The sequence below is a fragment of the Paenibacillus ihumii genome (assembly GCF_001403875.1).
GTDB lineage: Bacteria > Bacillota > Bacilli > Paenibacillales > Paenibacillaceae > Fontibacillus > Fontibacillus ihumii.
The window spans coordinates 2,662,263-2,685,711 of sequence record NZ_LN884299.1 but is presented as its reverse complement, the minus strand read 5'-3'; the positions used below and the strand labels follow the sequence as shown (position 1 = coordinate 2,685,711).

The 23,449-nt window shown below is 48.8% G+C and carries 26 protein-coding genes and 1 tRNA gene; 25 read left to right on the top strand and 2 right to left on the bottom strand.

Annotation, left to right across the window (positions count from 1 at the left end; translation table 11 throughout):
• The first annotated feature begins 41 nt into the window (after window positions 1-41).
• The 8 genes from ftsY to trmD all read left to right on the top strand — a co-directional run bounded on the left by ftsY (window position 42) and on the right by trmD (window position 5,750).
• Entirely contained in the window at window positions 42-1,043 is a 1,002-nt protein-coding gene (gene ftsY / locus BN2762_RS19220) for a signal recognition particle-docking protein FtsY (RefSeq protein WP_055108496.1), read from the top strand.
• Window positions 1,044-1,090: 47 nt separating this feature from the next.
• The gene (gene trhA, locus BN2762_RS19215; RefSeq protein ID WP_055108495.1) at window positions 1,091-1,738 is read left to right on the top strand and encodes a PAQR family membrane homeostasis protein TrhA; all 648 of its coding nucleotides are present in this window, start codon (window positions 1,091-1,093) and stop codon (window positions 1,736-1,738) included.
• Window positions 1,739-1,944: 206 nt separating this feature from the next.
• Window positions 1,945-2,298 carry a putative DNA-binding protein gene (locus BN2762_RS19210; protein WP_055108494.1) on the top strand — a complete coding sequence of 118 codons (354 nt, stop codon included), beginning with the start codon at window positions 1,945-1,947 and terminating at the stop codon, window positions 2,296-2,298.
• A gap of 117 nt (window positions 2,299-2,415) precedes the next feature.
• Window positions 2,416-3,795: a signal recognition particle protein gene (ffh, locus tag BN2762_RS19205; RefSeq protein ID WP_055108493.1), complete on the top strand. Its 1,380-nt coding sequence runs from the start codon at window positions 2,416-2,418 to the stop codon at window positions 3,793-3,795.
• A gap of 45 nt (window positions 3,796-3,840) precedes the next feature.
• Complete coding sequence (gene rpsP / locus BN2762_RS19200; protein WP_055108492.1) at window positions 3,841-4,113, top strand: 30S ribosomal protein S16; 273 nt, start codon at window positions 3,841-3,843, stop codon at window positions 4,111-4,113.
• A gap of 23 nt (window positions 4,114-4,136) precedes the next feature.
• Window positions 4,137-4,367, top strand: a complete 231-nt coding sequence (locus BN2762_RS19195) for a KH domain-containing protein (RefSeq protein ID WP_019638108.1) — start codon at window positions 4,137-4,139, stop codon at window positions 4,365-4,367.
• A 112-nt stretch (window positions 4,368-4,479) separates the two neighbouring features.
• Window positions 4,480-4,998 (top strand): ribosome maturation factor RimM, encoded by a 519-nt coding sequence (rimM, locus tag BN2762_RS19190; RefSeq protein WP_055108491.1) that lies wholly within the window; start codon window positions 4,480-4,482, stop codon window positions 4,996-4,998.
• 2 nt (window positions 4,999-5,000) lie between these two features.
• Window positions 5,001-5,750, top strand: a complete 750-nt coding sequence (gene trmD, locus BN2762_RS19185) for a tRNA (guanosine(37)-N1)-methyltransferase TrmD (RefSeq protein WP_055108490.1) — start codon at window positions 5,001-5,003, stop codon at window positions 5,748-5,750.
• Window positions 5,751-5,852: 102 nt separating this feature from the next.
• Here the strand turns inward: trmD and BN2762_RS19180 are convergent, their stop codons facing one another.
• Window positions 5,853-6,764 carry a polysaccharide deacetylase family protein gene (locus BN2762_RS19180; protein WP_055108489.1) on the bottom strand — a complete coding sequence of 304 codons (912 nt, stop codon included), beginning with the start codon at window positions 6,762-6,764 and terminating at the stop codon, window positions 5,853-5,855.
• Between the two features lie 945 nt (window positions 6,765-7,709).
• On the opposite strand from BN2762_RS19180, the gene BN2762_RS19175 reads away from it, so the two are divergent.
• From BN2762_RS19175 to BN2762_RS19110, 14 genes are all read left to right on the top strand, one after another.
• A complete protein-coding gene (locus BN2762_RS19175) occupies window positions 7,710-8,405 on the top strand; it encodes a hypothetical protein (protein WP_055108488.1) in 696 nt (231 codons plus the stop codon).
• 308 nt (window positions 8,406-8,713) lie between these two features.
• Window positions 8,714-9,370 carry a hypothetical protein gene (locus BN2762_RS19170; protein WP_055108487.1) on the top strand — a complete coding sequence of 219 codons (657 nt, stop codon included), beginning with the start codon at window positions 8,714-8,716 and terminating at the stop codon, window positions 9,368-9,370.
• Window positions 9,371-9,415: 45 nt separating this feature from the next.
• Window positions 9,416-9,868: a hypothetical protein gene (locus tag BN2762_RS19165; protein WP_055108486.1), complete on the top strand. Its 453-nt coding sequence runs from the start codon at window positions 9,416-9,418 to the stop codon at window positions 9,866-9,868.
• Window positions 9,869-10,330: 462 nt separating this feature from the next.
• Window positions 10,331-10,404: transfer RNA gene (locus BN2762_RS19160), tRNA-Pro, on the top strand.
• Window positions 10,405-10,618: 214 nt separating this feature from the next.
• Window positions 10,619-10,927, top strand: coding sequence for a hypothetical protein (locus BN2762_RS19155; protein ID WP_055108485.1), 309 nt, complete (start codon window positions 10,619-10,621; stop codon window positions 10,925-10,927).
• Between the two features lie 641 nt (window positions 10,928-11,568).
• Window positions 11,569-11,913: a 50S ribosomal protein L19 gene (gene rplS / locus BN2762_RS19150; RefSeq protein WP_055108484.1), complete on the top strand. Its 345-nt coding sequence runs from the start codon at window positions 11,569-11,571 to the stop codon at window positions 11,911-11,913.
• Window positions 11,914-12,017: 104 nt separating this feature from the next.
• Entirely contained in the window at window positions 12,018-12,641 is a 624-nt protein-coding gene (gene lepB, locus BN2762_RS19145; protein WP_055108483.1) for a signal peptidase I, read from the top strand.
• A gap of 39 nt (window positions 12,642-12,680) precedes the next feature.
• Window positions 12,681-13,544 (top strand): ribosome biogenesis GTPase YlqF, encoded by an 864-nt coding sequence (ylqF, locus tag BN2762_RS19140; protein WP_055108482.1) that lies wholly within the window; start codon window positions 12,681-12,683, stop codon window positions 13,542-13,544.
• 139 nt (window positions 13,545-13,683) lie between these two features.
• Window positions 13,684-14,658, top strand: a complete 975-nt coding sequence (locus BN2762_RS19135; protein ID WP_187386557.1) for an MraY family glycosyltransferase — start codon at window positions 13,684-13,686, stop codon at window positions 14,656-14,658.
• 169 nt (window positions 14,659-14,827) lie between these two features.
• Window positions 14,828-15,448: a ribonuclease HII gene (locus BN2762_RS19130; protein WP_055108481.1), complete on the top strand. Its 621-nt coding sequence runs from the start codon at window positions 14,828-14,830 to the stop codon at window positions 15,446-15,448.
• Between the two features lie 100 nt (window positions 15,449-15,548).
• On the top strand, window positions 15,549-16,406 hold the full coding sequence (locus BN2762_RS27805) for a hypothetical protein (protein ID WP_055108480.1): 858 nt from the start codon (window positions 15,549-15,551) through the stop codon (window positions 16,404-16,406).
• Window positions 16,407-16,411: 5 nt separating this feature from the next.
• Window positions 16,412-16,939, top strand: a complete 528-nt coding sequence (locus BN2762_RS27800) for a flagellar hook-length control protein FliK (RefSeq protein ID WP_055108479.1) — start codon at window positions 16,412-16,414, stop codon at window positions 16,937-16,939.
• Window positions 16,936-17,247 (top strand): EscU/YscU/HrcU family type III secretion system export apparatus switch protein, encoded by a 312-nt coding sequence (locus tag BN2762_RS19115; protein WP_055108478.1) that lies wholly within the window; start codon window positions 16,936-16,938, stop codon window positions 17,245-17,247. Before BN2762_RS27800 ends, BN2762_RS19115 begins: the two co-directional genes overlap by 4 nt.
• Complete coding sequence (locus BN2762_RS19110; protein ID WP_055108477.1) at window positions 17,237-17,635, top strand: YraN family protein; 399 nt, start codon at window positions 17,237-17,239, stop codon at window positions 17,633-17,635. The genes BN2762_RS19115 and BN2762_RS19110 overlap by 11 nt, the downstream gene beginning before the upstream one ends.
• A gap of 288 nt (window positions 17,636-17,923) precedes the next feature.
• Here BN2762_RS19110 and BN2762_RS19105 read toward each other — a convergent pair whose 3' ends face one another.
• Window positions 17,924-19,579 carry a YifB family Mg chelatase-like AAA ATPase gene (locus BN2762_RS19105; protein ID WP_055108476.1) on the bottom strand — a complete coding sequence of 552 codons (1,656 nt, stop codon included), beginning with the start codon at window positions 19,577-19,579 and terminating at the stop codon, window positions 17,924-17,926.
• A gap of 471 nt (window positions 19,580-20,050) precedes the next feature.
• On the opposite strand from BN2762_RS19105, the gene BN2762_RS19100 reads away from it, so the two are divergent.
• The 3 genes from BN2762_RS19100 (at window position 20,051) to sucD (ending at window position 23,424) form a co-directional block, all read left to right on the top strand.
• Entirely contained in the window at window positions 20,051-20,794 is a 744-nt protein-coding gene (locus BN2762_RS19100; protein ID WP_230202544.1) for a restriction endonuclease, read from the top strand.
• A 502-nt stretch (window positions 20,795-21,296) separates the two neighbouring features.
• Window positions 21,297-22,457 carry an ADP-forming succinate--CoA ligase subunit beta gene (gene sucC / locus BN2762_RS19095; RefSeq protein WP_055108475.1) on the top strand — a complete coding sequence of 387 codons (1,161 nt, stop codon included), beginning with the start codon at window positions 21,297-21,299 and terminating at the stop codon, window positions 22,455-22,457.
• Window positions 22,458-22,494: 37 nt separating this feature from the next.
• The gene (sucD, locus tag BN2762_RS19090; RefSeq protein WP_055108474.1) at window positions 22,495-23,424 is read left to right on the top strand and encodes a succinate--CoA ligase subunit alpha; all 930 of its coding nucleotides are present in this window, start codon (window positions 22,495-22,497) and stop codon (window positions 23,422-23,424) included.
• The last annotated feature ends 25 nt before the right edge of the window (window positions 23,425-23,449 follow it).

The following is a 23,449-nucleotide window of genomic DNA, read 5'->3' as shown; positions in this document are numbered from 1 at the left end:
TTTATATTTGGATCAGGATGATGATTTAAGGGAGGAACCACATGAGTTTCTTTAAAAAATTGAAAGAAAGCATCGCCTCCAAAACGGAGACGGTGACAAAGCAGTTTAAGGACGGGCTGGAGAAGAGCCGTAAAGGCTTCGTAGAGAAAGTGGCCGATCTCGTTATTCGCCGGAAAAAGATCGATGAGGAATTTTTCGAGGAGCTGGAAGAGATCCTGATCGGGGCGGATGTCGGGGTCAATACCGTAATCGCCTTGATTGACGATCTGCGCAGTGAAGTGAAGAAACGGCGGATCGAGGATGCAGCCGAGCTGCAGCCGCTTCTGTCGGAGAAGCTGACGGAGCTGCTGCGCGGCGATGAAGATAATGAAATGCGGCTGAATCCAAATGGAATAAGCGTTATTCTCTTCGTCGGCGTTAACGGCGTCGGCAAAACGACGACCATCGGCAAGCTGGCGCATTACTATAAGCAGCAGGGCAAGAAGGTGCTTCTCGCTGCCGGCGACACATTCCGTGCAGGGGCTATTGAGCAGCTTGAGGTATGGGGCCAGCGCGTCGGCGTAGACGTCGTTAAGCAGCAGGCCGGCTCCGATCCCGCAGCGGTAATGTTTGATGCCGTACAGGCCGCGAAGCAGCGCGGCGTAGACATTCTGCTCTGCGATACGGCAGGACGCCTGCAGAACAAGTCGAATTTGATGGAGGAGCTGAATAAGATCTACCGGGTCATTCAGCGGGAAATTCCGGATGCGCCTCATGAAGTGCTGATGGTGCTTGACGCCACAACCGGCCAGAACGCGCTCAGCCAGGCGAAGCTGTTCGGCGAGAAGAGCGGGGTGACCGGGCTTGTGCTGACTAAGCTCGATGGTACAGCCAAAGGCGGCATCGTCGTTGCGATTCGTCAAGAGCTGAGCCTTCCGGTAAAGTTCGTCGGCCTTGGCGAGAAGATGGAGGATCTGCAGAAATTCGATTCCGAGCAGTTTGTTCATGGCTTGTTTGCCGGCTTGATTCAGGAAGAGGAAGCCGCTGGAGCCAGCGGCGAATAACCGCGAATTAGAGAGAGGCATACTAATAATATAGGAGGCGATACAGTATGGCTAACACGCATACTTATCCGCGCAGAGAGGAAATCGCCAATGCCATTACCCATGGGATTGGAACTGTACTTAGCGTGGCAGCACTGGTTCTGCTCATTGTGTTCTCCAGCTTGAAGGGGACGGCCTGGCACGTAGTCAGCTTTACAATTTATGGGGTTACCATGCTTCTGCTGTATGTTTGCTCCACTCTCGTTCACAGCTTCAAGGAAGGCAAAGTGAAGGATTTGTTCGAATTTTTCGATCACTCCTCCATTTATCTTTACATCGCCGGGACGTACACGCCTTTCCTGCTGGTGGCCATCCGCGGCCCGCTAGGCTGGAGCCTGTTCGGGATCATTTGGGGGATCGCTTTGCTCGGCGTGCTGTTTAAAGCATTCTTTGTCAAACGATTCTTGTTCATGTCTACGTTTTTCTATTTGATCATGGGCTGGCTGATTGTGATCGCCTGGGGACCGCTGACGGCTGCTGTGCCTTCTGGGGGCATCGCATTGCTGGTGGCCGGGGGCGTTCTTTACTCGCTGGGCACGATATTCTATGTCTGGCGGGCATTTCCTTACCATCATGCCATTTGGCATCTGTTCGTGCTCGGGGGCAGTGTTACGCATTTCTTTGCTATTCTGCTGTACCTGCTTCCACAATGGTAAATTAAATATGTTGAACGATACGTTCACAAGGCCGCTGTCCGTTGATATGACATGCGGCCTTGAATATTTTCGGCCGGAAATGTTTGCAGCAAAAGGATTGTTGATATGTTAAGGGAAAGTACTTGACATCCTTCTTTCCATTAGGTATCATAAAGAACGTTGATGCGCGCTGTAAAGTGTTTTTCCTTGACGGAGGGAGTGCCCATATGAGTCAGGAGAATAGGCTTGAGAAGACGAATCGGATCAACCTTTTGTTTGATTTTTATGAGAAGCTGCTGACAGAGAAGCAGCAGACGTTCCTGAAGTACTACTTCCACGATGATTTCTCGCTTGGCGAGATTGCAGCTGAGTTCGGCATCAGCAGGCAGGCTGTCTATGAACATATTAAACGGGCTGAAGGCATGCTGGAGGCTTATGAGGAGAAGCTGAAGCTGCTTCATAAGCATGAGGAACGAAGCGCTGCGCTTGTTCGGCTGGGAGAACTGATCGCGGATAGTGAGCTGCCCGCCGTACATAAAGAGGAAGCAAGAGACTTGCTTGATCAGGTGGAGCAATTATGATAAGAAATATGTTTATCGATGTATTTTCTGCTAAGGGATAGACAAGCCGCTACGCGGCGGTTTGCAGGAATACTCGATTTCGAAAATATTCAATCCTTGAAGCGGAGGTGACCGAAGATGGCTTTTGAAGGTTTAACGAGCCGATTGCAGAGCGTGTTCAGCAAGTTGCGCGGCAAAGGCAAGGTATCGGAGGACGATGTCAACGAAGCGATGCGAGAAGTGCGGCTCGCCCTGCTGGAGGCGGACGTCAACTTCAAGGTGGTCAAGGAATTTATCTCCAAGGTGAAGGAGAAGGCCGTCGGCAAGGAAGTGATGGACAGCTTCACGCCGGGCATGGTCATTATTGATATTGTTAACAAAGAGCTCACGGAGCTGATGGGCGGCAGCCAGGCGAAGCTGGCGAAGAGCAACCGTCCGCCGACCGTCGTTATGATGGCGGGACTGCAGGGAGCGGGGAAGACGACCACCTCGGCCAAGCTGGCCAAGCTGTTATTGAAGGGCAATCATCGCCCGCTGCTTGTGGCGGGAGATATTTATCGCCCTGCGGCCATTAAGCAGCTGCAGGTGCTTGGCGAACAGATCAAGGTTCCTGTTTTTACGCTCCCGGAAGGCAATAGCCCGGTAGAAATCGCTAGACAAGCGCTGCAGCATGCGAAGGACAACGGCAACGACTATCTGCTAATTGATACGGCGGGACGCCTGCATGTCGATGAGGAATTGATGGAGGAGCTCCGTCAGATTCATGAAGTGACGCAGCCGGATGAAGTGCTGCTTGTCGTTGACGCGATGACGGGGCAGGATGCCGTTAACGTCGCGGAGAGCTTCAATCAGCAGCTCCAGCTGACAGGCGTCGTGCTGACCAAGCTGGATGGAGATACCCGCGGCGGTGCAGCCTTGTCGGTCAAAGCCGTTACCGGGTGCCCGATCAAATTCGCGGCGCTTGGTGAGAAGATCGATGCGCTTGAGCCGTTTCATCCGGAGCGGATGGCATCGCGGATTCTTGGCATGGGCGATATGCTCTCGCTGATCGAGAAAGCCCAGTCGAATATCGACGCGGAGAAAGCGAAGGAAATGGAACGTAAAATGCGCAATGCGGAGTTTACGTTCGATGATTTCCTCGAGCAGATGGAGCAGGTCAAGAAGCTCGGACCACTGGATCAGATTATGGACATGATCCCGGGCATGGGCAAGATGAAGCAGATGAAGGATATCAAGGTCGATGAGAAACAGATGGGGCGTGTTGAGGCCATCGTCCGTTCCATGACGACGGAAGAGAAGCAGAATCCGGACATGATCAATCACAGCAGACGCAAGCGCATCGCTGCAGGAAGCGGTACGACGCTTGCCGATGTGAACCGGCTGATCAAGCAGTTTGATGAGATGCGCCGGATGATGAAGCAATTCTCCGATATGATGGGGCCGAAAGGCAAGGGCTCCAAAATGATGAAGCAGCTTCAAGGCAAAGCCGGCAAAGGAATGCGGTTTCCATTCCGTTAAAGCCGCTTAGATATCAGTTTTGATTCTTTGAAGGAGGTGAATTTCGTGGCAGTTCGTATTCGTTTGAAACGTATGGGTGCTCATAAAGCTCCTTTCTACCGCATCGTGGTTTCGGATTCCCGTTCCCCGCGTGACGGCCGTTTTATCGAGGAAATTGGTTACTACAACCCGGTCGCTGAACCGGCAGCAGTAAACATTGACGAAGAGAAAGCGTTGAAATGGCTTCAGAACGGTGCGCAAGCATCTGATACTGTTCGTAACCTGCTCAGCAAAGCAGGCGTAATGAAGAAATTTCATGAGCTTAAGCAGCAGAAATAATTGCTGATTCGGAGGGTCCCTTTATGGAACAATTAGTCGGCGTTATTGCGAAGGCTCTTGTTGATCATCCGGACGATGTCCGTGTGGAGGTCGTGGAGAAGGAACACCTGATTGTGTATGAGCTGTCTGTGCATCCAGACGATGTAGGGAAAGTCATCGGCAAGCAGGGAAGAATCGCCAAGGCGCTCCGCACGGTTGTGGCATCGGCAGCCGTTAAGATGGATAAACGGGTTACCGTGGATATCATATCTTAAAAATATACGAAAGAGGGTTAGGATGACTGTCCTAGCCCTTTTTCGTACATGCTGAAGCTGAAGCCGGAGATCGAATCAGCACACTCGATAAATTTTGGTCAAGGAGGATGTTATGTCGGATTCATTGCTATCTGTTGGCAAAATCGTTAATACACACGGTATCCGCGGAGAGCTGAAGATTATTTCCAGCACGGATTTCCCGGAGGTGCGCTTCGCCCCGAAGAGCCAGCTAATTCTGGTTCATCCGGAGAGTGGAGAGCAGATTCAAGTTACGGTGGCCTCCGCCCGGCCTAATAAAGGAATGTTCATCGTCCGTTTTGCGGGGTATGACAATATCAATCAGGTTGAGAAATATAAAGGCTTCGATGTGAAGGTGAGCAAAGAGGAATCCGTGGAGCTGCCTGAGAACGAGTATTATTTCTATGAGATCATTGGCTGCCGGGTCATGGATGAAGAAGGAGAAGAGCTCGGCGTGATCGAGGAGATTCTTCGTCCGGGCGCGAATGATGTGTGGGTCGTCAAAATGCCTTCCCGCAAGCAGCTACTGCTCCCGGTCATTGACGATGTCGTGCTCGATGTGGACGTGAAGGCGAAGCTGGTTAAAGTTCATCTGATGGAAGGGCTGCTGTAGGGATGAGAGTCGACGTACTGACGTTGTTTCCGGAAATGTTTACTGGCGTGTTTGGAACGAGCATTCTCGGCAAGGCGCAGGATAAAGGGCTTGTCTCCCTGAATCCGGTGAACTTTCGGGATTACGCCGGAAATAAGCACGGCACGGTGGATGACACGCCGTACGGGGGAGGCGGAGGGATGGTGCTGAAGCCTGATCCGATATTTCGGGCGGTGGAGGACTTGCTGTCCGGCTACCCCTCCGAGGGGTCTGCTCCACGCGTTATCCTGATGTGTCCGCAGGGCGAGAGCTTTACGCAGCGCAAGGCGGAGGAGCTGGCGAAGGAGGAGCACCTGATCTTCATATGCGGCCATTATGAGGGGTATGATGAGCGGATCAGGCAGCATCTGGTGACCGATGAGCTGTCGATCGGAGATTACGTCCTTACGGGCGGAGAGCTGCCGGCCATGGTCGTCATTGACAGCGTCGTTCGTCTGCTCCCCGGCGTGCTTGGCAACGAGACGAGCGCCATCAGCGACTCCTTCAGCACCGGATTGCTGGAGTACCCGCATTATACCCGGCCTGTGGAGTTCAGGGGATGGAAGGTGCCGGATATCCTGCTTAGCGGGCATCATGCGAATGTAGCCGATTGGCGCCGTAAGGAGGCGCTGCGCAGAACGTGGCTGCGACGTCCCGACTTGCTGGAGCAGATAGAGCTTACTCCAAAGGACCGGAAGTGGCTGGAGGAAATCAGGGCAGAGCATGAAGAGTAGCGGAAAGAAGCTTTAAAACCCTCGCCTGAAGGCGAGGGTCATTTGTTTCGTACTTTTATGGCTATTTTTATCTGTTTTGGCTCCAACTCATAGAGCCATTCTCTATTCATTTTGCAGCAACTCAGCCATATTCGTTGCCGAGGTGACCGTGAGCCGATTTAATCTCATCAGCGGGTCTCCGGGCTTGACGAAGCCTTGATGCACCGTAAGGGCCATGCGGTAGCTGTTCTCCTGCAGGGCATAGACCATCTGCGTGCTTTTTTCACCGAAAGGATAGGCAAAGTAAGGGCTGTCAATGCCGAGCTCCTTCATTTTGGCGATATCCGCCTCCAGATTCTCCGTGTCGAAGCCTGACGCGTAATTCACTCCGCATTTCATAAAGCCTTTCTGGTGCAGGTCATATGTATGACTGTGGAACTCGAACACATCCGACGCGGCCTTGATCTCTTCAAAGGAGAGATAGCTCTTTTTAGCGGGATCAAAGACCGATGTTTCCGGCTGTATTCTGCTGCCGATCAGGAAGATGGTTGCGTTGAAGCCATACTTTTTCAGGATAGGATAAGCATAGACATAATTATTTTGATAGCCGTCATCGAAAGTAATTACTACGCTTTTAGCAGGAAGAGCTTTCTTGCCCATCACGTATTGCTCCAGTTCCTCTAGCGTAGCCGTATAGTAGCCTTGCTCGTACAAATATTTCATGCCTTCCTCGAAGGCTTCCAAATTCATGATTGAATTATTGTTCGGCTGATCATTATAGGCTTGAGGCGTGATGTAGTGGTACATAAGAACCGGAACCTGCTCGGCGCTGCCGGGCTGGATCGAGAAGTCGGCAGGGAGCTTCGGCTTGTCGTTCTGCCGGGGGTGAGTCATAAGAAATGCCTGATCCTTGACTAGGCTCCAGGAGCTGCAGGCTTTGCGCGAGAGAACAGTGCCTGGATTGGCGACAGCTACTGCATACAGAATAATCATACAAGCTAGTGAAATTAAAGCGTACTTCTTAAAGCGTTTCATAATGACTCTCCTTCTTGGTAACTTGCTAGCTCTATTGTAACTGAAAGCAGCTGCTGAAAAGGTGTAGAAAATGTAAATATTGCATAAAATCTTTGTAGACTGGCACGCTCTAGCTTGCAGCGGAATATGATGAAGATGCATGTGCATATTTATTCTTCGATTACAGATCATAAACCGTGGCAAGGCTGTTTCAAAATGGATTCTTCTGGTTAAATAACTAGAGGCGTCTAATCACGTTTATTTTGTTTGGGAGGCAGAGCTTCATGGAACAGAAAGAGAAGAATGAAGAACAGCAGTCTCAAGATCATGGAAGAAGAGAAGACGATCCTATCCTGACGGTGGACGATATCCTTGAATTTTACGCTGCCCGCGGGAAGTAGTTTTTTTTGCAAGAAGGAGGTTATTCGAATGTTAAATGAATACTTAATCGACCCGATAGATGAGGAATTTGAATTGTTGAACGAGAACCTGCCATATGAGTGATTATCGAAGGATAATACGTCAAGCAATATAAGAGCGCTTGCAGCGAGGGAAGCCGCCGCACGCGCTCTTTATTTTTTTTGGGGGGGGTATCTGTTAATCTCAAGTAGTAATTTTTTAAAAATTTATAAAGCTATGAATGGGTATCTAAGAAAAAAATTATATATTTTACATCAGACACCAAGCAATTTGCATTTATTAACGACTATCGGTAATTGCACTATTTTGATATTGTGTGGATATATCAGGAGCAGGAAGGAAAGGCGTAATACCCCCAAATTTGAAATAAAGGCCTGTGGAATGTGTGATTACACATGAGTAAAAAAATGGAGAACAAAGTTGATATTCCGATTCAGGATGCTAGAATAGTTCTCCTGGATCACTAACCTAAACATTCTAATTCTATAGACCTAATTTGTCGTAAATGATAGAATTGTGGAAAATGTTAGGTTGGAGGGCTTACAAATGAAAAAGTACAGTACGTTATTAGTTGTACTAATTTGTTGTTTTATTGCTGGTTGCGCGGATTCTGATAAGGAGTCTCAGCTAGAGAAAACAAAAGTCGTGGACTCTTCTATGACAACAAGTTCAACTATTGAGAACGCTGAAAAAAAACTTATTAATGTTGAGTTATCCATTCAAACACTTGTTCAGACTGATAATACTGTTTTAGTCAACGGAACTACAAATCTTCCAGACGGCATGCATTTAATGCTGAATTTAAAAAGTGATTCCAGTTCTTACTTTGCTCAGGATAACGTAAATGTCAGTAGCGGCTCTTTTCAAGCAGGGCCTTTTTCAGATCGGGGCAATGGTCTTGCAGCAGGTACATATAATTTAGTAGTGACCTCTTCGACTGCAAATGTTCAGCCAAGTGAAGTCAAGAAGATAATTGGTGATAATGGATTGTTCTTATCCGGCCACAATATAAAATCTGATTCAGTTTGGGGAAATACGGTTTATATAACGAAGGATTTCACCATTACTACTATACAAAGTGATACAAACACGAGTGAAGAGCTTGAAAATGACTTTAAAACCCCTTCAACAAACGTAAATGATTATAATAGTAATGGTGAATACAAGCCTGTTGAAGAAATGACTCAAGAAGAAATAAGAGCAGAACTAGAAGCCATTATAGGAGATTTTCTTGGAGAATAAAAAATTATAATATATTATTATTTTATGGCCTGCCTTTGAGCAGGTTTTTTCTTTTCTGAATCCTTAGAGGGTAATATATAAGACAAACAAAAAACGCCTACAACTCGAATTAAAAGGAATCAGCCTAACGCCAGAAGAAATAACTGTTACCTAGAAGAAGGCACTACAGATGCAAAAACTGAATATAAAATATTTTGACTAATTCATCATAGGTCATTCTACGGCCTTCACAATTAGGAAATTGTGCCAGTTCATTTATTTTCATGATAGAATAGGGGGTGTCGAAATTAATCGAAAGGAAGCAGTGAATGAACGTGAATTATAATGAAAAAAAGCGATTTTTTACTAAAGGAAGATTCATATTCTGGATACTTTTAACGATTGTTATTCTGGTAATGGTGATTGTAGAAACAAGTAGAACCAACAATGAAGAAATTAAAAATCGAAACTTTGAATACGCAATCGATACGTGGTTTAAAAATAACGTTAAAGCCAATAATCCAAGCGTAAAGAGTTACGAGTGCGTCCAATCGTATCTTAATTGTTTCTATATGAAAATATATATGATGGACGATTTTGATCAACTCTCCGTTGAACAACAATACCGTTTTATTGAAGAAGTGTATCAAAGTTATAATGAATCTCGCCGTCACCTTACAGTTCTAACCGGGCTAAACAAAGTAGAAGAAGGCTCTACAAATTATTTGACAGATTTCAAATCAAGACTTCAATTTATAACTAGCGACAAAAAATATAATCATCGTAACAATGTCGTGAATATCGGCGGTGAGGAATATTATTTCCCTGGATCTTATAATGATCAAATCCATCGAATAAATGCTAAACAGTGGATCGAATTTAATAGTCTTCAGAGAGAAAGCGCCGTTTCGGAAGTGTTAAACTACTGGGGGGGAATGGGCGTTGTCGTTGGTGCCGATTTGGATTGGTTTATGAATAAATTATAGAGCCATTACAATGCGTATGAAAAATACGGGGGAACTTTGACGAATATGATGAGCCTAATTGCGGTTAAAAACAAAATCATCGATTTTGATAGCGAAGGTTTTCAATCAAACTCATCAACGTCCGACGCTGCAGAGGAACAAATAAGCGAGAATAAAATCGACGTTTTCATTAATTTGAAAATGGAAAACGTTAATGGTTACGTTAAATTTAAAGGCGAGACAAATTTACCAGACGATTATGATTTAATGTTTACGATCAGCAATAACGAACATTTTAGAAAGTATGATTCTATGTACGTTAACAATGGTAAGTTTCAAACGGAAGATATTAAATTGGATATTGGCAGGTACAAGGTTGTAATTCGCTCAGGCGTTCAATCTAGTGACGTAAAAAAAGCGATTGGAGTAAATGGCAGCAATCTAATCGGAGATCTGGTTAAATCCGACAACGGAACAAATGAAGTCATATTCGAAAAAGAAATTATTATAAACAGATGATAAATTCTGGTACATAATCACGGGATTCCTAACGCCAGGATGTCACACGGTTGAATTATCATCGATTCAATTAGGACGTATGCTGGCGGAAAGTTACGCGGATGGTAGCGGTGGTAACGGCGAGGATGAAACCGAAAAGAACGTAATAAGAGGCGCAGGCTTTGCGGAAGAAATCCGTTGAGTCTGCGCCTCTTTTTTGCGTTTTAAGACGTAATAAGCCGTCCGTCTGATGTGCGTGTACCGACGATATTAATAACGAAAGCAAATAGGGGGTTGCGCGTTCCTTCTATTATATATGTGTTCAGTAATAGCGTAAGTTCGCGGCAAATTGTGGGCGAGGGTGCGCTCGTTAATCTTGCAAGGGTGCGCGGCTATGGGGTATAATGGTATTACCGCGATCGACGAGCGTTGAACCATCGCAGGGTAAACGTTGATATTTCGGCATATTTGTGTTATTTAAATCGGGGTATGGCGCAGTCAGGTAGCGCGCACCCTTGGGGTGGGTGAGGCCGTGGGTTCGAATCCCGCTACTCCGATTTATCCCTTTATTAAAAAGGGAGCAACCAAATAATAAAAGTAATTCAGACCATCTTTAAATGGATTTCTTAACATCCTAGGAGGTGGTTTTTTTATTAGCGCAAGGTGTTAAGACCTTAAACTACCTTGAGTAATAATCACTGATGCTGTAGACCTATATTGTCGATCGATGATATAATCATGCAAAATATTGAGATTTGGGAGGTTAGAGGGATGGAGTCCAATAAAATTGCAAAAGTCATTCTATGGATCGGTCTCATAGAAATTGTTTTAGCCTTTATTTTAGGGATAGTATCAGGGCAACCAGCAAGCAGATATGATAGTTTCCATTGGGGAATTGCCTTTACATGGTGGGTAGGTGGTTTTGTTTCTGGAATGCTCTTTATAGCATTTTCAGAGGTAATAAAAATTCTTCATGAAACACGATATTATACATATCAAAGCTATCTATTGCATGGCGGGAAACGAAAAGTAGAAAAGGAAACATCTTCTCGTTTCGAATCCTTTAGACCAAATTTTTAAACAATAAATATATTCTGATACTAAAACCTACTTTTCTTCACCGACGATAGCAATAGGGTAATAAAATGCTTCTAAAAAAACGATTTTGGCATTATATTTGGTAAAATACCAACCATTGTGAAGGTGAGATAACCGTAATTGTAGTCAATTTACAATGGATTTAAATCGGTGCCTGGTTCCTGCTTAATGGTGGAGTATGGAAAATTAATCGGTGTCGATGATTTCATAAGCATGGGGTGGCAATTTTTACATATCAGAGGGATACTTAAAAGTTCAGACTATGATTTATTTAATGGATTAGCTGGCGGTTCAGGGTGAAAAGTTTATTGTAAAAATAATTACTTTATGCATAGTGGACACTATCTTCGAAAGTTACTTAGACCACTTTACTCTACTTGTTGCACCTCTTATAATTTTTAATTAGCAAGAATGAAAAGTTAATGGTCTTGAACTTCATATAGTCGGATTCCTTTTTGATAAATCACAGATAACAGTACATATTATTATCCCTTGCTAACGCTGGTTAAATGTGATAAAATTTTGCTTGTTGTGAATTCGGTGGTCCGCTGCGGATGATGAGGGAGAACGATGGGGTTCTCCGGAAGAGGCAAGAACACCTGAGTGGAAGGAGGGAGTCATAGATGAATATCGTACAAGCGATTACGCAAGAACAACTTCGCAAAGATATTCCGAGCTTTCGTTCCGGTGACACTTTGAAAGTGTACGTTAAGGTTATCGAGGGATCTCGTGAGCGCATCCAATTGTTTGAAGGTGTTGTAATTAAGCGTCGTGGCGGCGGAATCAGTGAGACTTTTACGGTTCGTAAAATTTCTAACGGTGTTGGCGTGGAGAGAACTTTCCCGCTTCATTCCCCGAAACTCGATAAAATCGAAGTGGCTCGCCGTGGTAAAGTGCGTCGTGCGAAGCTATACTATCTTCGTGAACTTCGCGGTAAAGCAGCTAGAATTAAAGAAGCGCGTCGTTAATTCATTAACGATCAAGTGGGGGCTTGTATTTATTCAAGCCCCTTTACTATTTGTTCTGGTTGCCACTGAATTACATATTCTATGGTAAAGTGAGGTTGCGAACAATGGAACAGCAATTTCAATCGGAGACGGGTCAATCGGGCTCTGTACAGGAGCCGCCAAGTAAAGAAAAAAACGAGGCTTTGGAGTGGCTAAAAGCCATAGTAATTGCAGTCGTGTTGGTTCTTCTTATCCGGTGGCTGTTCTTTGCTCCTTTTATTGTAGATGGAGAGTCCATGCAGCCGAATTTTCATACGAGCGAGAGAATTATCGTAAACAAGATTCTCTATGATATCCGTGCGCCAAAGCATGGCGAGGTCGTTGTATTCCACGTGCCTTCGCAGGGCCGCGACTTCATTAAACGGGTCATCGGCGTTCCGGGCGATACGGTGCAGGTTGAAGGCGATACCGTTATGGTTAACGGAGAAGTAGTCGATGAGACGTACATTAAAGATGTCGTAAATGAGAAGCATAATAATAATCAGCTTTATAATACAGAAGGAAATTTTCCGAATGAATTCGTTCACGAGAATACGGTTCCAGAGGGGCATATCTTCGTGCTGGGCGACAATCGGTCGAACAGTACGGACAGCCGGAGAATTGGCTTCGTTCCATATAAGGATATCGTAGGCAGAGCCGATCTTGTATTCTGGCCCCTGAAGGATATTAAAGTGATTAAGCATAAATGAACACCCACAAGCGGGATTAACGGGAACTGAGGTGATGACATGACGATACAATGGTTTCCCGGACATATGACGAGGGCACGCCGGCAGATTCAGGAGAAGCTGAAGCTGATTGATGTGGCTATCGAGCTGCTGGACGCAAGGCTTCCCTTGTCCAGCCGCAATCCGATGGTTGATGAAATATTGCAGGGCAAGCCGCGGCTGATCTTGCTGAACAAAGCGGATTTAGCCGATCCGGCCGTCACGCGGGAGTGGATTGACTATTTCAAGCAGGAGGGCTTCTCTGCTATCGCAGTAGACGCCTCCAGCGGCCAAGGGGTTAAGGAGATTCCGGCGCTAGCTAAGGAGCTTTTGAAGGATAAAATTGAGAAGCAGCTGGCTAAAGGGATGAACCCGAGAGCGATCCGGGCGCTGATCGTTGGGATTCCGAACGTCGGCAAATCCACGCTTATCAACAGGATGGCAGGGCGGAGCATCGCAGCAACCGGGGATCGGCCGGGAATTACCAAGGGCCAGCAGTGGATCAAGGTAGGCACAGAGATGGAGCTGCTGGATACGCCAGGCATACTCTGGCCCAAATTCGAGGATCAGAACGTGGGCTACCGTTTGGCTGTGACCGGGGCGATCCGTGAGGAAATATTGAACATCGAGGACATTGCTTTTTTTGCGGTAAAATATTTGACCCAATATTATTGGGAGCCGTTTGCTGAACGGTTCGGCCTTGAAGAGGCGCCGGAGGATTTCGAGAACCCGGATGAAATCGTGGCCGTTATGGAGGCCGTAGGGCGTAAACGCGGCTGTCTGATGAGCGGCGGACGGGTAGACCTTGAGAAGGCTTCCAGCGTACTCTTACGCGAACTGCGGGCTGGCAAGCTGGGAAGATATTCCCTGGAGGCTCCTTACTAAAGACAAGACTTCGGCCGTCTTCCTCTAGGGGAAGGCGGTTTTTTGCCGAATGGGATAATTACACTCTATCCGGCTGGTAAGTTACCTAGAATATCGACAATCCTTCGGTAAGATTGTATAATCTTGTTGATTATACTTGATGGTGGTGTTGATCATTAATTACGTAATTTCGTTAATCATGTCATTTCTTATCGTATATTTGCTAATTCCCCCGTTTGGCAAACTGGCTTTCCGGCTCGATTTTGTAGATAAGCCGCGAAAGGACGTGGAACGCAAGCTTCACAGGGAGCCTATACCGCTCACAGCGAGCTACGTGATTTTCATTGGCTTTTTCGTTACATATTTAGCCATCGGCAGAGAGTTCAACATGGAGACGGTGGCGATCTTCATCGGCGGAGTATTGCTGCTTGTAATCGGTACGATCGACGACTGGTATAAGACGAAAGGCAAGGATTTTCCTGCTCTTCCCAAGCTGATCGTCCAAGTATCGGCTGCTGTGATTGTATATGCGTCCGGCATTTCGTTCACCGGCTTTTTCAACCCGTTTTCCGGGGAGTACGTTTTGCTGCCGGGAATTTTACAGTTTGTACTGACGATTCTATGGATATTTGGCGTAACTACAGTCATTAATTTCTCGGATGGCCTGGATGGGCTGGCAGGGGGGCTATCGGCAATATCTGCAATCACCCTGTTTATCGTTGCCTTGACCAAGGGGCAATCCACTTCTGCGATTATGGCAATTACCCTCGTCGGGGTTACGCTGGCCTATTTGCGCTACAACAAGCCGCCGGCCAAAATTTTCATGGGGGACGCTGGTGCGACGTTTCTGGGGTTCATTCTAGCAGTGATCGCCCTGGATGGAGCATTTAAGCAGGCTACAGTACTATCCCTGTTTATACCTGTACTGGCGCTTGGCGTGCCGATTTTCGACAATTTATTCGTGGTGATCAAACGCTTTTTGCAGGGAAAATCCATTTACGAGGCGGATGCGAGCCAGGTGCATTATCGCTTGCTGCGGGCGGGCCTTACCCACAGGCAGACCGTCATGTTTCTAATGCTAATCAGCACTTGTCTCTGTCTTTCATCGATTATCCTGCTGCTTATCCAAACTTAAATTATGTCAGGCCGGGAGAAGCGCCCGGTCTTTTATTTTTTGCTGAAAGCCTATATAAACGAAGCTCAGCATCCGATATTACTCATATAACCGTATGCAGCATTCAAAAGTTTGTTGTTCCTAACGGATGTACAGCGGGTCGGCGGGTTTGCAAATACAAGGAGGCACAATGAGTGATTTACTGACGTATGAAAAAGAGTACTGGCAGCGCTCGTTCCAGCATATCGCCGGAATTGACGAGGTGGGGCGAGGCTGCCTGTTCGGTGATGTCGTCGCTGCTGCGGTCATTTTGCCGCATGGATTAATCTTGGAGGAAGTTAATGATTCGAAGAAGCTGACCGCCAAAAAACGCGAGAAATTATACGATATCATCATGAAAGAGGCGCTGGCTGTAAGCACAGGCTTTGTTGATGCGGAGACAATCGATCGGCTAAATATTAAACAGGCGACACGTCTGGCGATGAAGCAGGCGGTTGAGCAGCTTCCGGTCAAGCCGGATTTTCTTCTCATCGATGCGGAGAAGGTAGATGTCGAAATCCCGCAGCTGGCGGTCATAAAAGGTGACGCCGTAAGCCAGTCCATCGCTGCGGCTTCGATTGTGGCCAAAGTGACTCGGGATCGGCTATGCGAAGGTGAATGGGATGTACGGTATCCGGAATATGGCATCGCTACGCATAAGGGATATGCAACCAAGCTTCACCGGGAGCGGATACAGGCTCTAGGTGCGACGCCCATGCACCGCAAAAGCTTTATGCGCAATTTATTCGTACAGGAACAGACCTTGTTTTAGGAGAATGCGTTGCTTGATGTTTAGTTTGCGCTGCTTCCATGACCCGTCTTAAGTAAGGCGGGTTTTCCGTATCATTGATATAAATAACAGGAGGATGCTCATGAATATCGGACCGCTGCTGCGCAGTCTAATGGGGGATGCCCGGCCGGGAGAACCTCGAGCCCTGGAACTGAAAACGGGACAAATCGTGAGAGGGACCGTACTGAGTGTCTCAGAGGACGGACAAGAAGCGGTGATACAGGTGCAGGGCGTAAAGCTGCACGCCGCCCTGGAAACCCCGCTTCGCCAAGGGGAAACGACGCTGCTGCAGGTCCAGCAGCCGTCATCCGAAGGGCTGGCCGTGTTAAAGCCGGTTGGCTCGAATACGGCCGCACCGATGTCCGCCGCTTCGCTAGCGAGCGCTTTGGCCGCTATGGGGCTGGAGGATACGGCAGCCAATCGCGAGCTTGTGCAGATGATGCGGGCGAACGGCTTGCCTTTAACGAAAGAGAGCCTGCAGACTCTACAGCAATTAACCTTACATAAACCATCGGCCGTGCCGATGTCGGAATGGATTCAAGCGGCGGGAATTGCATTGGGACGAGGCCTTCCGCTTACAGGAGAGACGGTTGCCGGTTTGCATCAGGCCGTTTTCGGCCCGCCGCTCCACGAGCTGCTTTCCGCTCTGGATGAACTGCTGGGCAATTGGATGCGCTCAGAAGGCGGGAACGGGGCAAAGGATGGGGCAGGAGGCCGGCTTATACAGGCGCAAGCTCAAGGGCAGGCGGCAACTGCTCAAGCTTCCGCTCAGACCGGAAATGCCGCAGTTTCGCCTCAGGCTGCCAGCGCTTCGTCTGCTGCGAGTGTGGTGCAGGCTGCGGCCGGAACGGCAGACGGACAGCATGCAGCGCAGGGCGGACAGGCTGCGCCGTCTGGCGCAGGGGCATCGGCCGCTGCGCTCGCTGGCGCGAGACGCTGAAGGGCGTGCTGCTGCAAATGCTGGCCGCAGACGATGTGCCGGCCCCGCTGCAGGAGGCGGCCCGCCAGCTCGTCCACCAGCTTACAGGACAGCAGCTGCTGCTGAATACGGATCGCACCGCTCCCTTTGCGCAGGTAACGCTGTTCCTGCCTTTCGTCGGGGCGGACGGCGAGCAGACCGCAGCCGTTCATATCGAGTCCCGCCGCGGCCGCAAAGGCGAGCTGGACGCGGCAAATTGCCGGCTTTGGTTCGACCTGCAAATGAAATCACTTGGCTTGATTATGCTTGACGTCCAGGTGCTGGACAAGAAGGTCATGCTGAAGGTTTACACCGAAGCAGAGATGACGGGCCAGTTCCTTGAATCGAGAGAGGAGGAGGTTCAGGAGGCGCTGCAGGCGGCTGGCTATCAGCTGGTATCCCTCAAAAGCGGCCTTCTGCCTTCTGTTGAGCCTGAAACGATGGGTGGAAATGAGCCGGGCTCCCCGTTTTCATATACACCTACGATCTATAAAGGGGTGGATTATCGAGTATGAGCGAGAGCAACGAAGAGCATCGCCCCTATCAAATCAGAAAAGCTGTCGCCCTCAAATACGATCCATCGCAAAGCGATGCCCCCGTCGTAGCTGCCAAAGGAAGCGGCTATCTGGCGGACCGAATATTGGAGAAGGCCAAGGAGCACGGGGTTCCCGTTCAGGAGGACGCCGCGCTCGTCGAGGTGCTCTCCAAGCTGGATCTCGATCAACAGATTCCGCCAGAGCTGTATACTCTGGTTGCAGAAATTCTCAGCTTTATTTATCGATCGGACAAAGCGGCGGAAAAGGGGCTGTTCGATGACTATTAATCCGAAGGACAAGCAGATTCGCCCATTGGACGGGCGAAAAGCTAGAGGGAGATTGGCGGAGGAAGCGGGAGCCCGCTATTTGCAGGAGCATGGCTATGAGCTTCTTGAGCGCAACTGGCGCTGCCGCTCCGGGGAAATCGATATCATCGCCAAGAAAGAAGGCGTGATCGTAATCGTAGAGGTCAGGAGCCGAAGTGTGCATAACGAGCAGTATGGGACGCCAGCCGAGTCCATTACGCCTCGGAAGATCAAGCAACTCCGGGAGACGGCAGCGGTATATTTGCACAAGACGCATCAATATAACGAGTCCATTCGATTCGATGTCCTGGCGGTGCAAATGAGAAGAAATGAAGTTGTTGCCATCGAGCATATCCCGGGTGCATTTTAATTGGGAAACTATTAATGTCTGATTTCCTATGAAGCCTGACCGTATGTATGCGGGACGGTTTTCTGGCGGTTAATGAAATGGCTCAACTCGACTAGACACGTAAGAGCATTTAAATCTAAACAGCACTCGCTGTCAAAAAAAGCAGCCTTGCAGTCCCAAAGAAGCAGTAAGAATCCTCAATTTGCTTCCTGTGACGGCAAGGCTATTGTCGTTCGGATAGTTAGGCGGCTCAGGGGTAGAATAAATGGGCCTTCCAGTGGCAGATAGACTTAGAAATAGACATCCCCGCTATCCGATTGAATCTGCGATTCGGCGGTCGAGCTGACGGTATTGGATTGCTTCGGCCACATGGCCGGCGGAAATGCAGTTGGTCCCTTCCAAATCCGCTATCGTTCTGGACAGCTTGATGATCCGGTCGTAGGCGCGCATGCTGAGGCCGAGCGATTGGAAGGTGGCTGCAAGCAGCTGTTCCGCCTCCTTGTCCAGGGCGGCATATTGCCGCAGCAGTCTGCCGCTCAGCTCGCTATTGCTGGAGATTTCCAGTCCTCTGTAGCGATACTGCTGCAGCTCCCTTGCCCGAAGCGCCGCCTCTTTCATTTCTTGCGAGCTAAGCGGCTGCTTATCATTCAGCCACTCTACCGGCAGTGGCACCTCGACATGCATATCGATGCGATCCAGCAGGGGTCCGGATATGCGTTCACGATACTGGGCTACACGGTAGGGGCTGCAGGTACAGCGCGGAAGCGGCGGCTGGGCTCCGAAAAAGCCGCATTGACACGGATTCAAAGAAACTGCGAGCATGAAACTTGCGGGAAAGGTAAACGACGCCCGGCTTCGGCTGATTGTCACTGCACGCTCCTCCAGCGGCTGCCGCAGCACCTCCAGAGCGCTGCGGGTGAACTCAGGAAGCTCATCCAGAAAGAGCACCCCGTGGTGGGCCAGGCTGACCTCTCCGGCCCGGGGGATGGTTCCTCCGCCGACCAGACCAGCGGCAGAGATCGTATGGTGCGGGGCACGGAAAGGCCTATTGCGGACTAAGCAGGTTGCCGTTTCGGTGAGCTTTCCGGCGGAACTGTAAATTTTCGTCACCTCCAGGGCTTCCTCTTCCGTCAAATCCGGAAGAATCGATGGAAGGCGGCGGATCAGCATCGTTTTGCCGGTACCGGGAGGGCCAATGAGCATAATATTATGCCTGCCTGCCGCAGCGATCGTTAAGGCCCGCTTGGCATGCTGCTGCCCCAGGACATCGCTGTAGTCTCCTGCTGAAGCAGGGGGCGAGGGGGACGATCTGCTTGCGTCGCTTGCGGAACATTGCAAATGATTAAATGAGGAGATGACCAGCGGACGTTTAATAGCCTGACCGGAGGGGGGCCTTGGACGGGATAGGGCTTTGCCGCGTTTTTGCCCCGGGGAAGGCACCCCGTAATCAGAACCAGATGCTTCCTTATCAGATGATAAATCGTTTAGATGCTTCAATCCATAGATGGATATACCGCTGATCAGCATCGCTTCCGCTGCATTGTCCCTTGGCAGCAGCACTGCGTCGAAGCCCTGGCGTTTAGCCAGGTCGACCATGGAGATAACACCGGGGACAGGGCGAAGCAGGCCGTCAAGGGATAGCTCTCCGATCATGAGAATCCGTTCTTCCTCAGGCAGTGCAATCTGATTGCTTGCGGCCAAAATGCCAAGCGCAATCGCCAGATCAAATGCCGAGCCCTCTTTGCGAAGATCCGCAGGCGCCAGATTAATGGTGACCCGCTGAAGCGGGAAGGCATAGCCGCAGTTCTTGATCGCAGATCTTACTCGCTCCACGGCCTCGCGCACCGCAGAATCCGGCAAACCGACAATAGACGTATGCGGTATGCCGTTCGATAAATCCACCTCGACCTCGATTAATCTCCCGTCGATTCCATACAAGCAAGCACTAAATAATTTACCGTACATAACAAAAAACACCCCTTATTCACACACTGCCCGGCACGTTAAGCCAAGCGGTTCAGGAAAAGGGTGCTTCCTCATTCTCCATTCATCTTTAACCGTATTTTAGAAGAAGAACTATAATAAGTCAAGAAACAGGCTGGGAAAACGGAGAGGTTCTGGCCGGTGCTGCTGCAACGCTGCGCTCTCGTTGTTTGCTAGAAGTTCTGGAGAAGGCGATCCTTCCAGAATAGGGAGTGGGATCAAGGAGGATTCTCGCACCCTTGAATACTTTTAGGAGGCCAAAAAGCCCCTTGGCTTACTGTTTTCGGCGGGAAAAGAGAAGGCCACAAAGTCCGGCGCGTGGTCTGGATTTTAGAGAATTGTAATGGGATTGAACATACTACAACGCGGCGGAGATCTCGTCTGTTAATATTCTACATTCTTTGAAGGAATATACTCATAATTGTCGAAAGCTATTAAGCAAGATGAAATAATTTGGGGTGGTCGATATGGCGGAGAAGGAGTAAGGCGAAGCAGCGAGAGGATTTCCTGAAAGGTGTTGTCGGATTTTCAATGGTTGGTCCGGGCCTGCTAGTGCTGAATATAACGAAATCCATTGAACTGGGAGCCGTGGCAGCCGTCATAGGTTTGGCCTTGGTTTTAGTAATTATGATTTTCGTGAATAAAGCTAAGGCTGAGCGGTTAAAGAAATCAGGAATTGCTGACATCGACAGGATGGACGGCTTACAGTTTGAAAAGTATCTAGCATACCTGTTTCAAGCCGAAGGCTATAAAACCCAAGTGACAAAAGCTTCGGGGGACTACGGTGCCGATCTCCTCCTTCATAAGGACGGAAAAAAGATCGTTGTTCAGGCAAAACGCTACAGTAAAAATGTTGGTATCAAGGCAATACAGGAGGCACAGGCATCTATTGCTCATTATGGAGCTTCGGAGGCCTGGGTTGTGACAAACAGGGATTACACCGATGCAGCTTATGAGTTGGCCAAGTCCAATAGGGTTCGCTTAACCAACAGGGAAGCATTAATCGAAATGGTTCTCGCCATGAATCCAGGGGCCGTACCGGAACCTAAAGCGGTCATCGCTGCAACTCCAAAAGATGATATGACTTGCCCGAGGTGCGGCAATAAAATGATACTCCGGACAAGTGCAAAGGGCAGCTTTTATGGGTGCAGCGGCTTTCCTAAATGCCGATACATTAGGAAAAATCAGATTGGATAATAACATGCCTATGGAGCTTTCGTTCAATACGGCGATCGGACAGGGAGCAGGTTCTCACGATTCTCCTTTCTACAACTCTACATAAATACTTTGAAGCCGCTCCTGCCTGGGGGCGGCTTATTTAATGCTTTTTTTGATTTCGGTTCATCTCGTGCCGCTATTAAAAATATTACATTTAAAAAATGTGCTTCGACCAATTGGACTATAGGCCAATCCATCTCAATATGATATATTTTACTCGAATAAAGCGAACTGAAATAAATGGCGTGTTTTGCCGAAAGCTCGTTATTTATCGGGAATGAAAAGGAGGAGTGATTTTAGCATAATTCCTTAAAATGGAGAGGAGAAGATCATGACCTATATCAAAATTAGATCGAACCGATATAAAAAAGTTGTGTATAAAGAATGAATTTTTAAGGAAAGCGTTTTAAAAACATGGTACAATGATTTGGGTTTCATATGTTCACCTTAATAACCGCCTGTTGATAGGAGGATTCTACGAATGAATATCCATGAATATCAAGGAAAAGAAGTCCTGAAGCAATACGGGGTAGCCGTGCCGAAGGGACAAGTTGCCTTTACGGTGGATGAAGCCGTGAAAGCAGCGGAAGAGCTGGGCAGCGGGGTTGTCGTCGTTAAGGCTCAAATCCACGCTGGAGGCCGGGGGAAAGCCGGCGGCGTCAAGGTTGCAAAAAATCTGGACGAAGTGCGGGCATATGCCGAGGAGATTTTAGGCAAGGTGCTTGTGACTCATCAGACGGGCCCTGAGGGCAAGGAAGTCAAACGCTTGTTGATCGAGCAAGGCTGCGACATTAAGAAGGAATATTATGTCGGCGTCGTTGTCGACCGGGCAACGGGACGCGTCGTACTGATGGCTTCGGAAGAAGGCGGTACGGAGATTGAGGAAGTAGCTGCGGCTACGCCGGAGAAGATTTTCAAGGAGATCGTCGATCCGGCCATCGGTTTGCAGCCGTTCCAGGCCCGCAGACTGGCGTATGCCATCAACATTCCGAATGAGCTGGTGAACAAAGCAGCTCAGTTCATGCTGGCTTTATATGAAGCATTTGTGGATAAGGACTGCTCCATCGCCGAAATCAACCCGCTGGTTGTGACGGGCGACGGCGAAGTGATGGCGCTTGACGCCAAACTGAACTTTGATTCCAATGCGTTGTTCCGCCAGAAGGATGTTCTGGCCCTTCGCGATCTGGAAGAAGAAGACGAGAAGGAAATCGAAGCCTCGAAATACGATTTGAGCTACATTGCCCTGGACGGCAATATCGGCTGTATGGTCAACGGCGCAGGTCTGGCGATGGCGACGATGGATATCATTAAATATTACGGCGGAGATCCTGCCAACTTCCTTGACGTAGGGGGCGGCGCAACCGCGGAGAAGGTAACGGAAGCATTCAAGATCATTTTGTCCGATTCTAAAGTCAAAGGTATTTTCGTCAATATTTTTGGCGGCATCATGAAGTGCGATGTCATCGCTTCGGGGATCGTCGAGGCTGCGAAGCAGGTCGGGCTGGATCGTCCGCTTGTTGTGCGGCTGGAAGGAACGAACGTCGAGCTCGGGAAGGATATTTTGGCGAATTCGGGCCTTGCGATCGTGTCTGCGGATTCCATGGCTGACGGTGCTCAGAAGATCGTCGAACTAGTATCATAATCTAATCTTCCAATCCATATTAGAGGAGGCTCGAACGATGAGTATTTTGGTCGATAAAAATACGAAAGTCATTACGCAGGGGATTACCGGAAAAACCGCCCTCTTCCACGCCAAAGGCGCTCTGGATTACGGTACACAAATGGTTGGCGGAACTTCGCCGGGCAAGGGCGGAACCAAGGTGGACATTACGCTCGAGAACGGCAGCACGGTAAGCCTGCCGGTATTCAATACCGTAAAGGAAGCTAAAGAAGCGACCGGGGCGACAGCAAGCGTCATTTATGTGCCGCCGGCATTTGCCGCGGATTCGATCCTGGAAGCTGTGGAAGCGGAAATGGAGCTTGTTATTTGTATTACGGAAGGCATTCCCGTGCTCGATATGGTCAAGGTATCCCGTTATATGGAAGGGAAGAAGACGGTATTAATCGGGCCGAACTGCCCTGGCGTCATTACGCCCGGAGAGTGCAAAATCGGGATTATGCCGGGCTACATCCATATGCCAGGCCATGTCGGCGTAGTATCGCGGAGCGGAACCCTCACCTATGAAGCGGTTCATCAGTTGACAACCCGTGGCATCGGCCAGTCTTCCGCGGTAGGCATCGGCGGCGACCCTGTCAAAGGTTCGGAGTTTATCGATATCCTCCGCCGCTTTAATGAGGATGACAACACGCATGCTGTCATCATGATCGGAGAAATCGGCGGAACGGCTGAGGAAGAAGCGGCAGAATGGATCCGTGACCATATGACGAAGCCGGTCGTTGGCTTCATCGGCGGCGTTACGGCTCCTCCAGGCAAGCGGATGGGCCATGCCGGTGCCATCATTTCCGGCGGCAAGGGGACGGCGAAGGAGAAGATCGCCAAGCTGGAGGAATGCGGCATCAAGGTTGCGCCTACTCCATCGGAAATGGGCTCTACGCTGGTGAGTGTGCTCGAAGAGCGCGGAATTCTCAATCTCTGCACGACACATTAATAGGTCTCTGTTATAATAGTAGCAA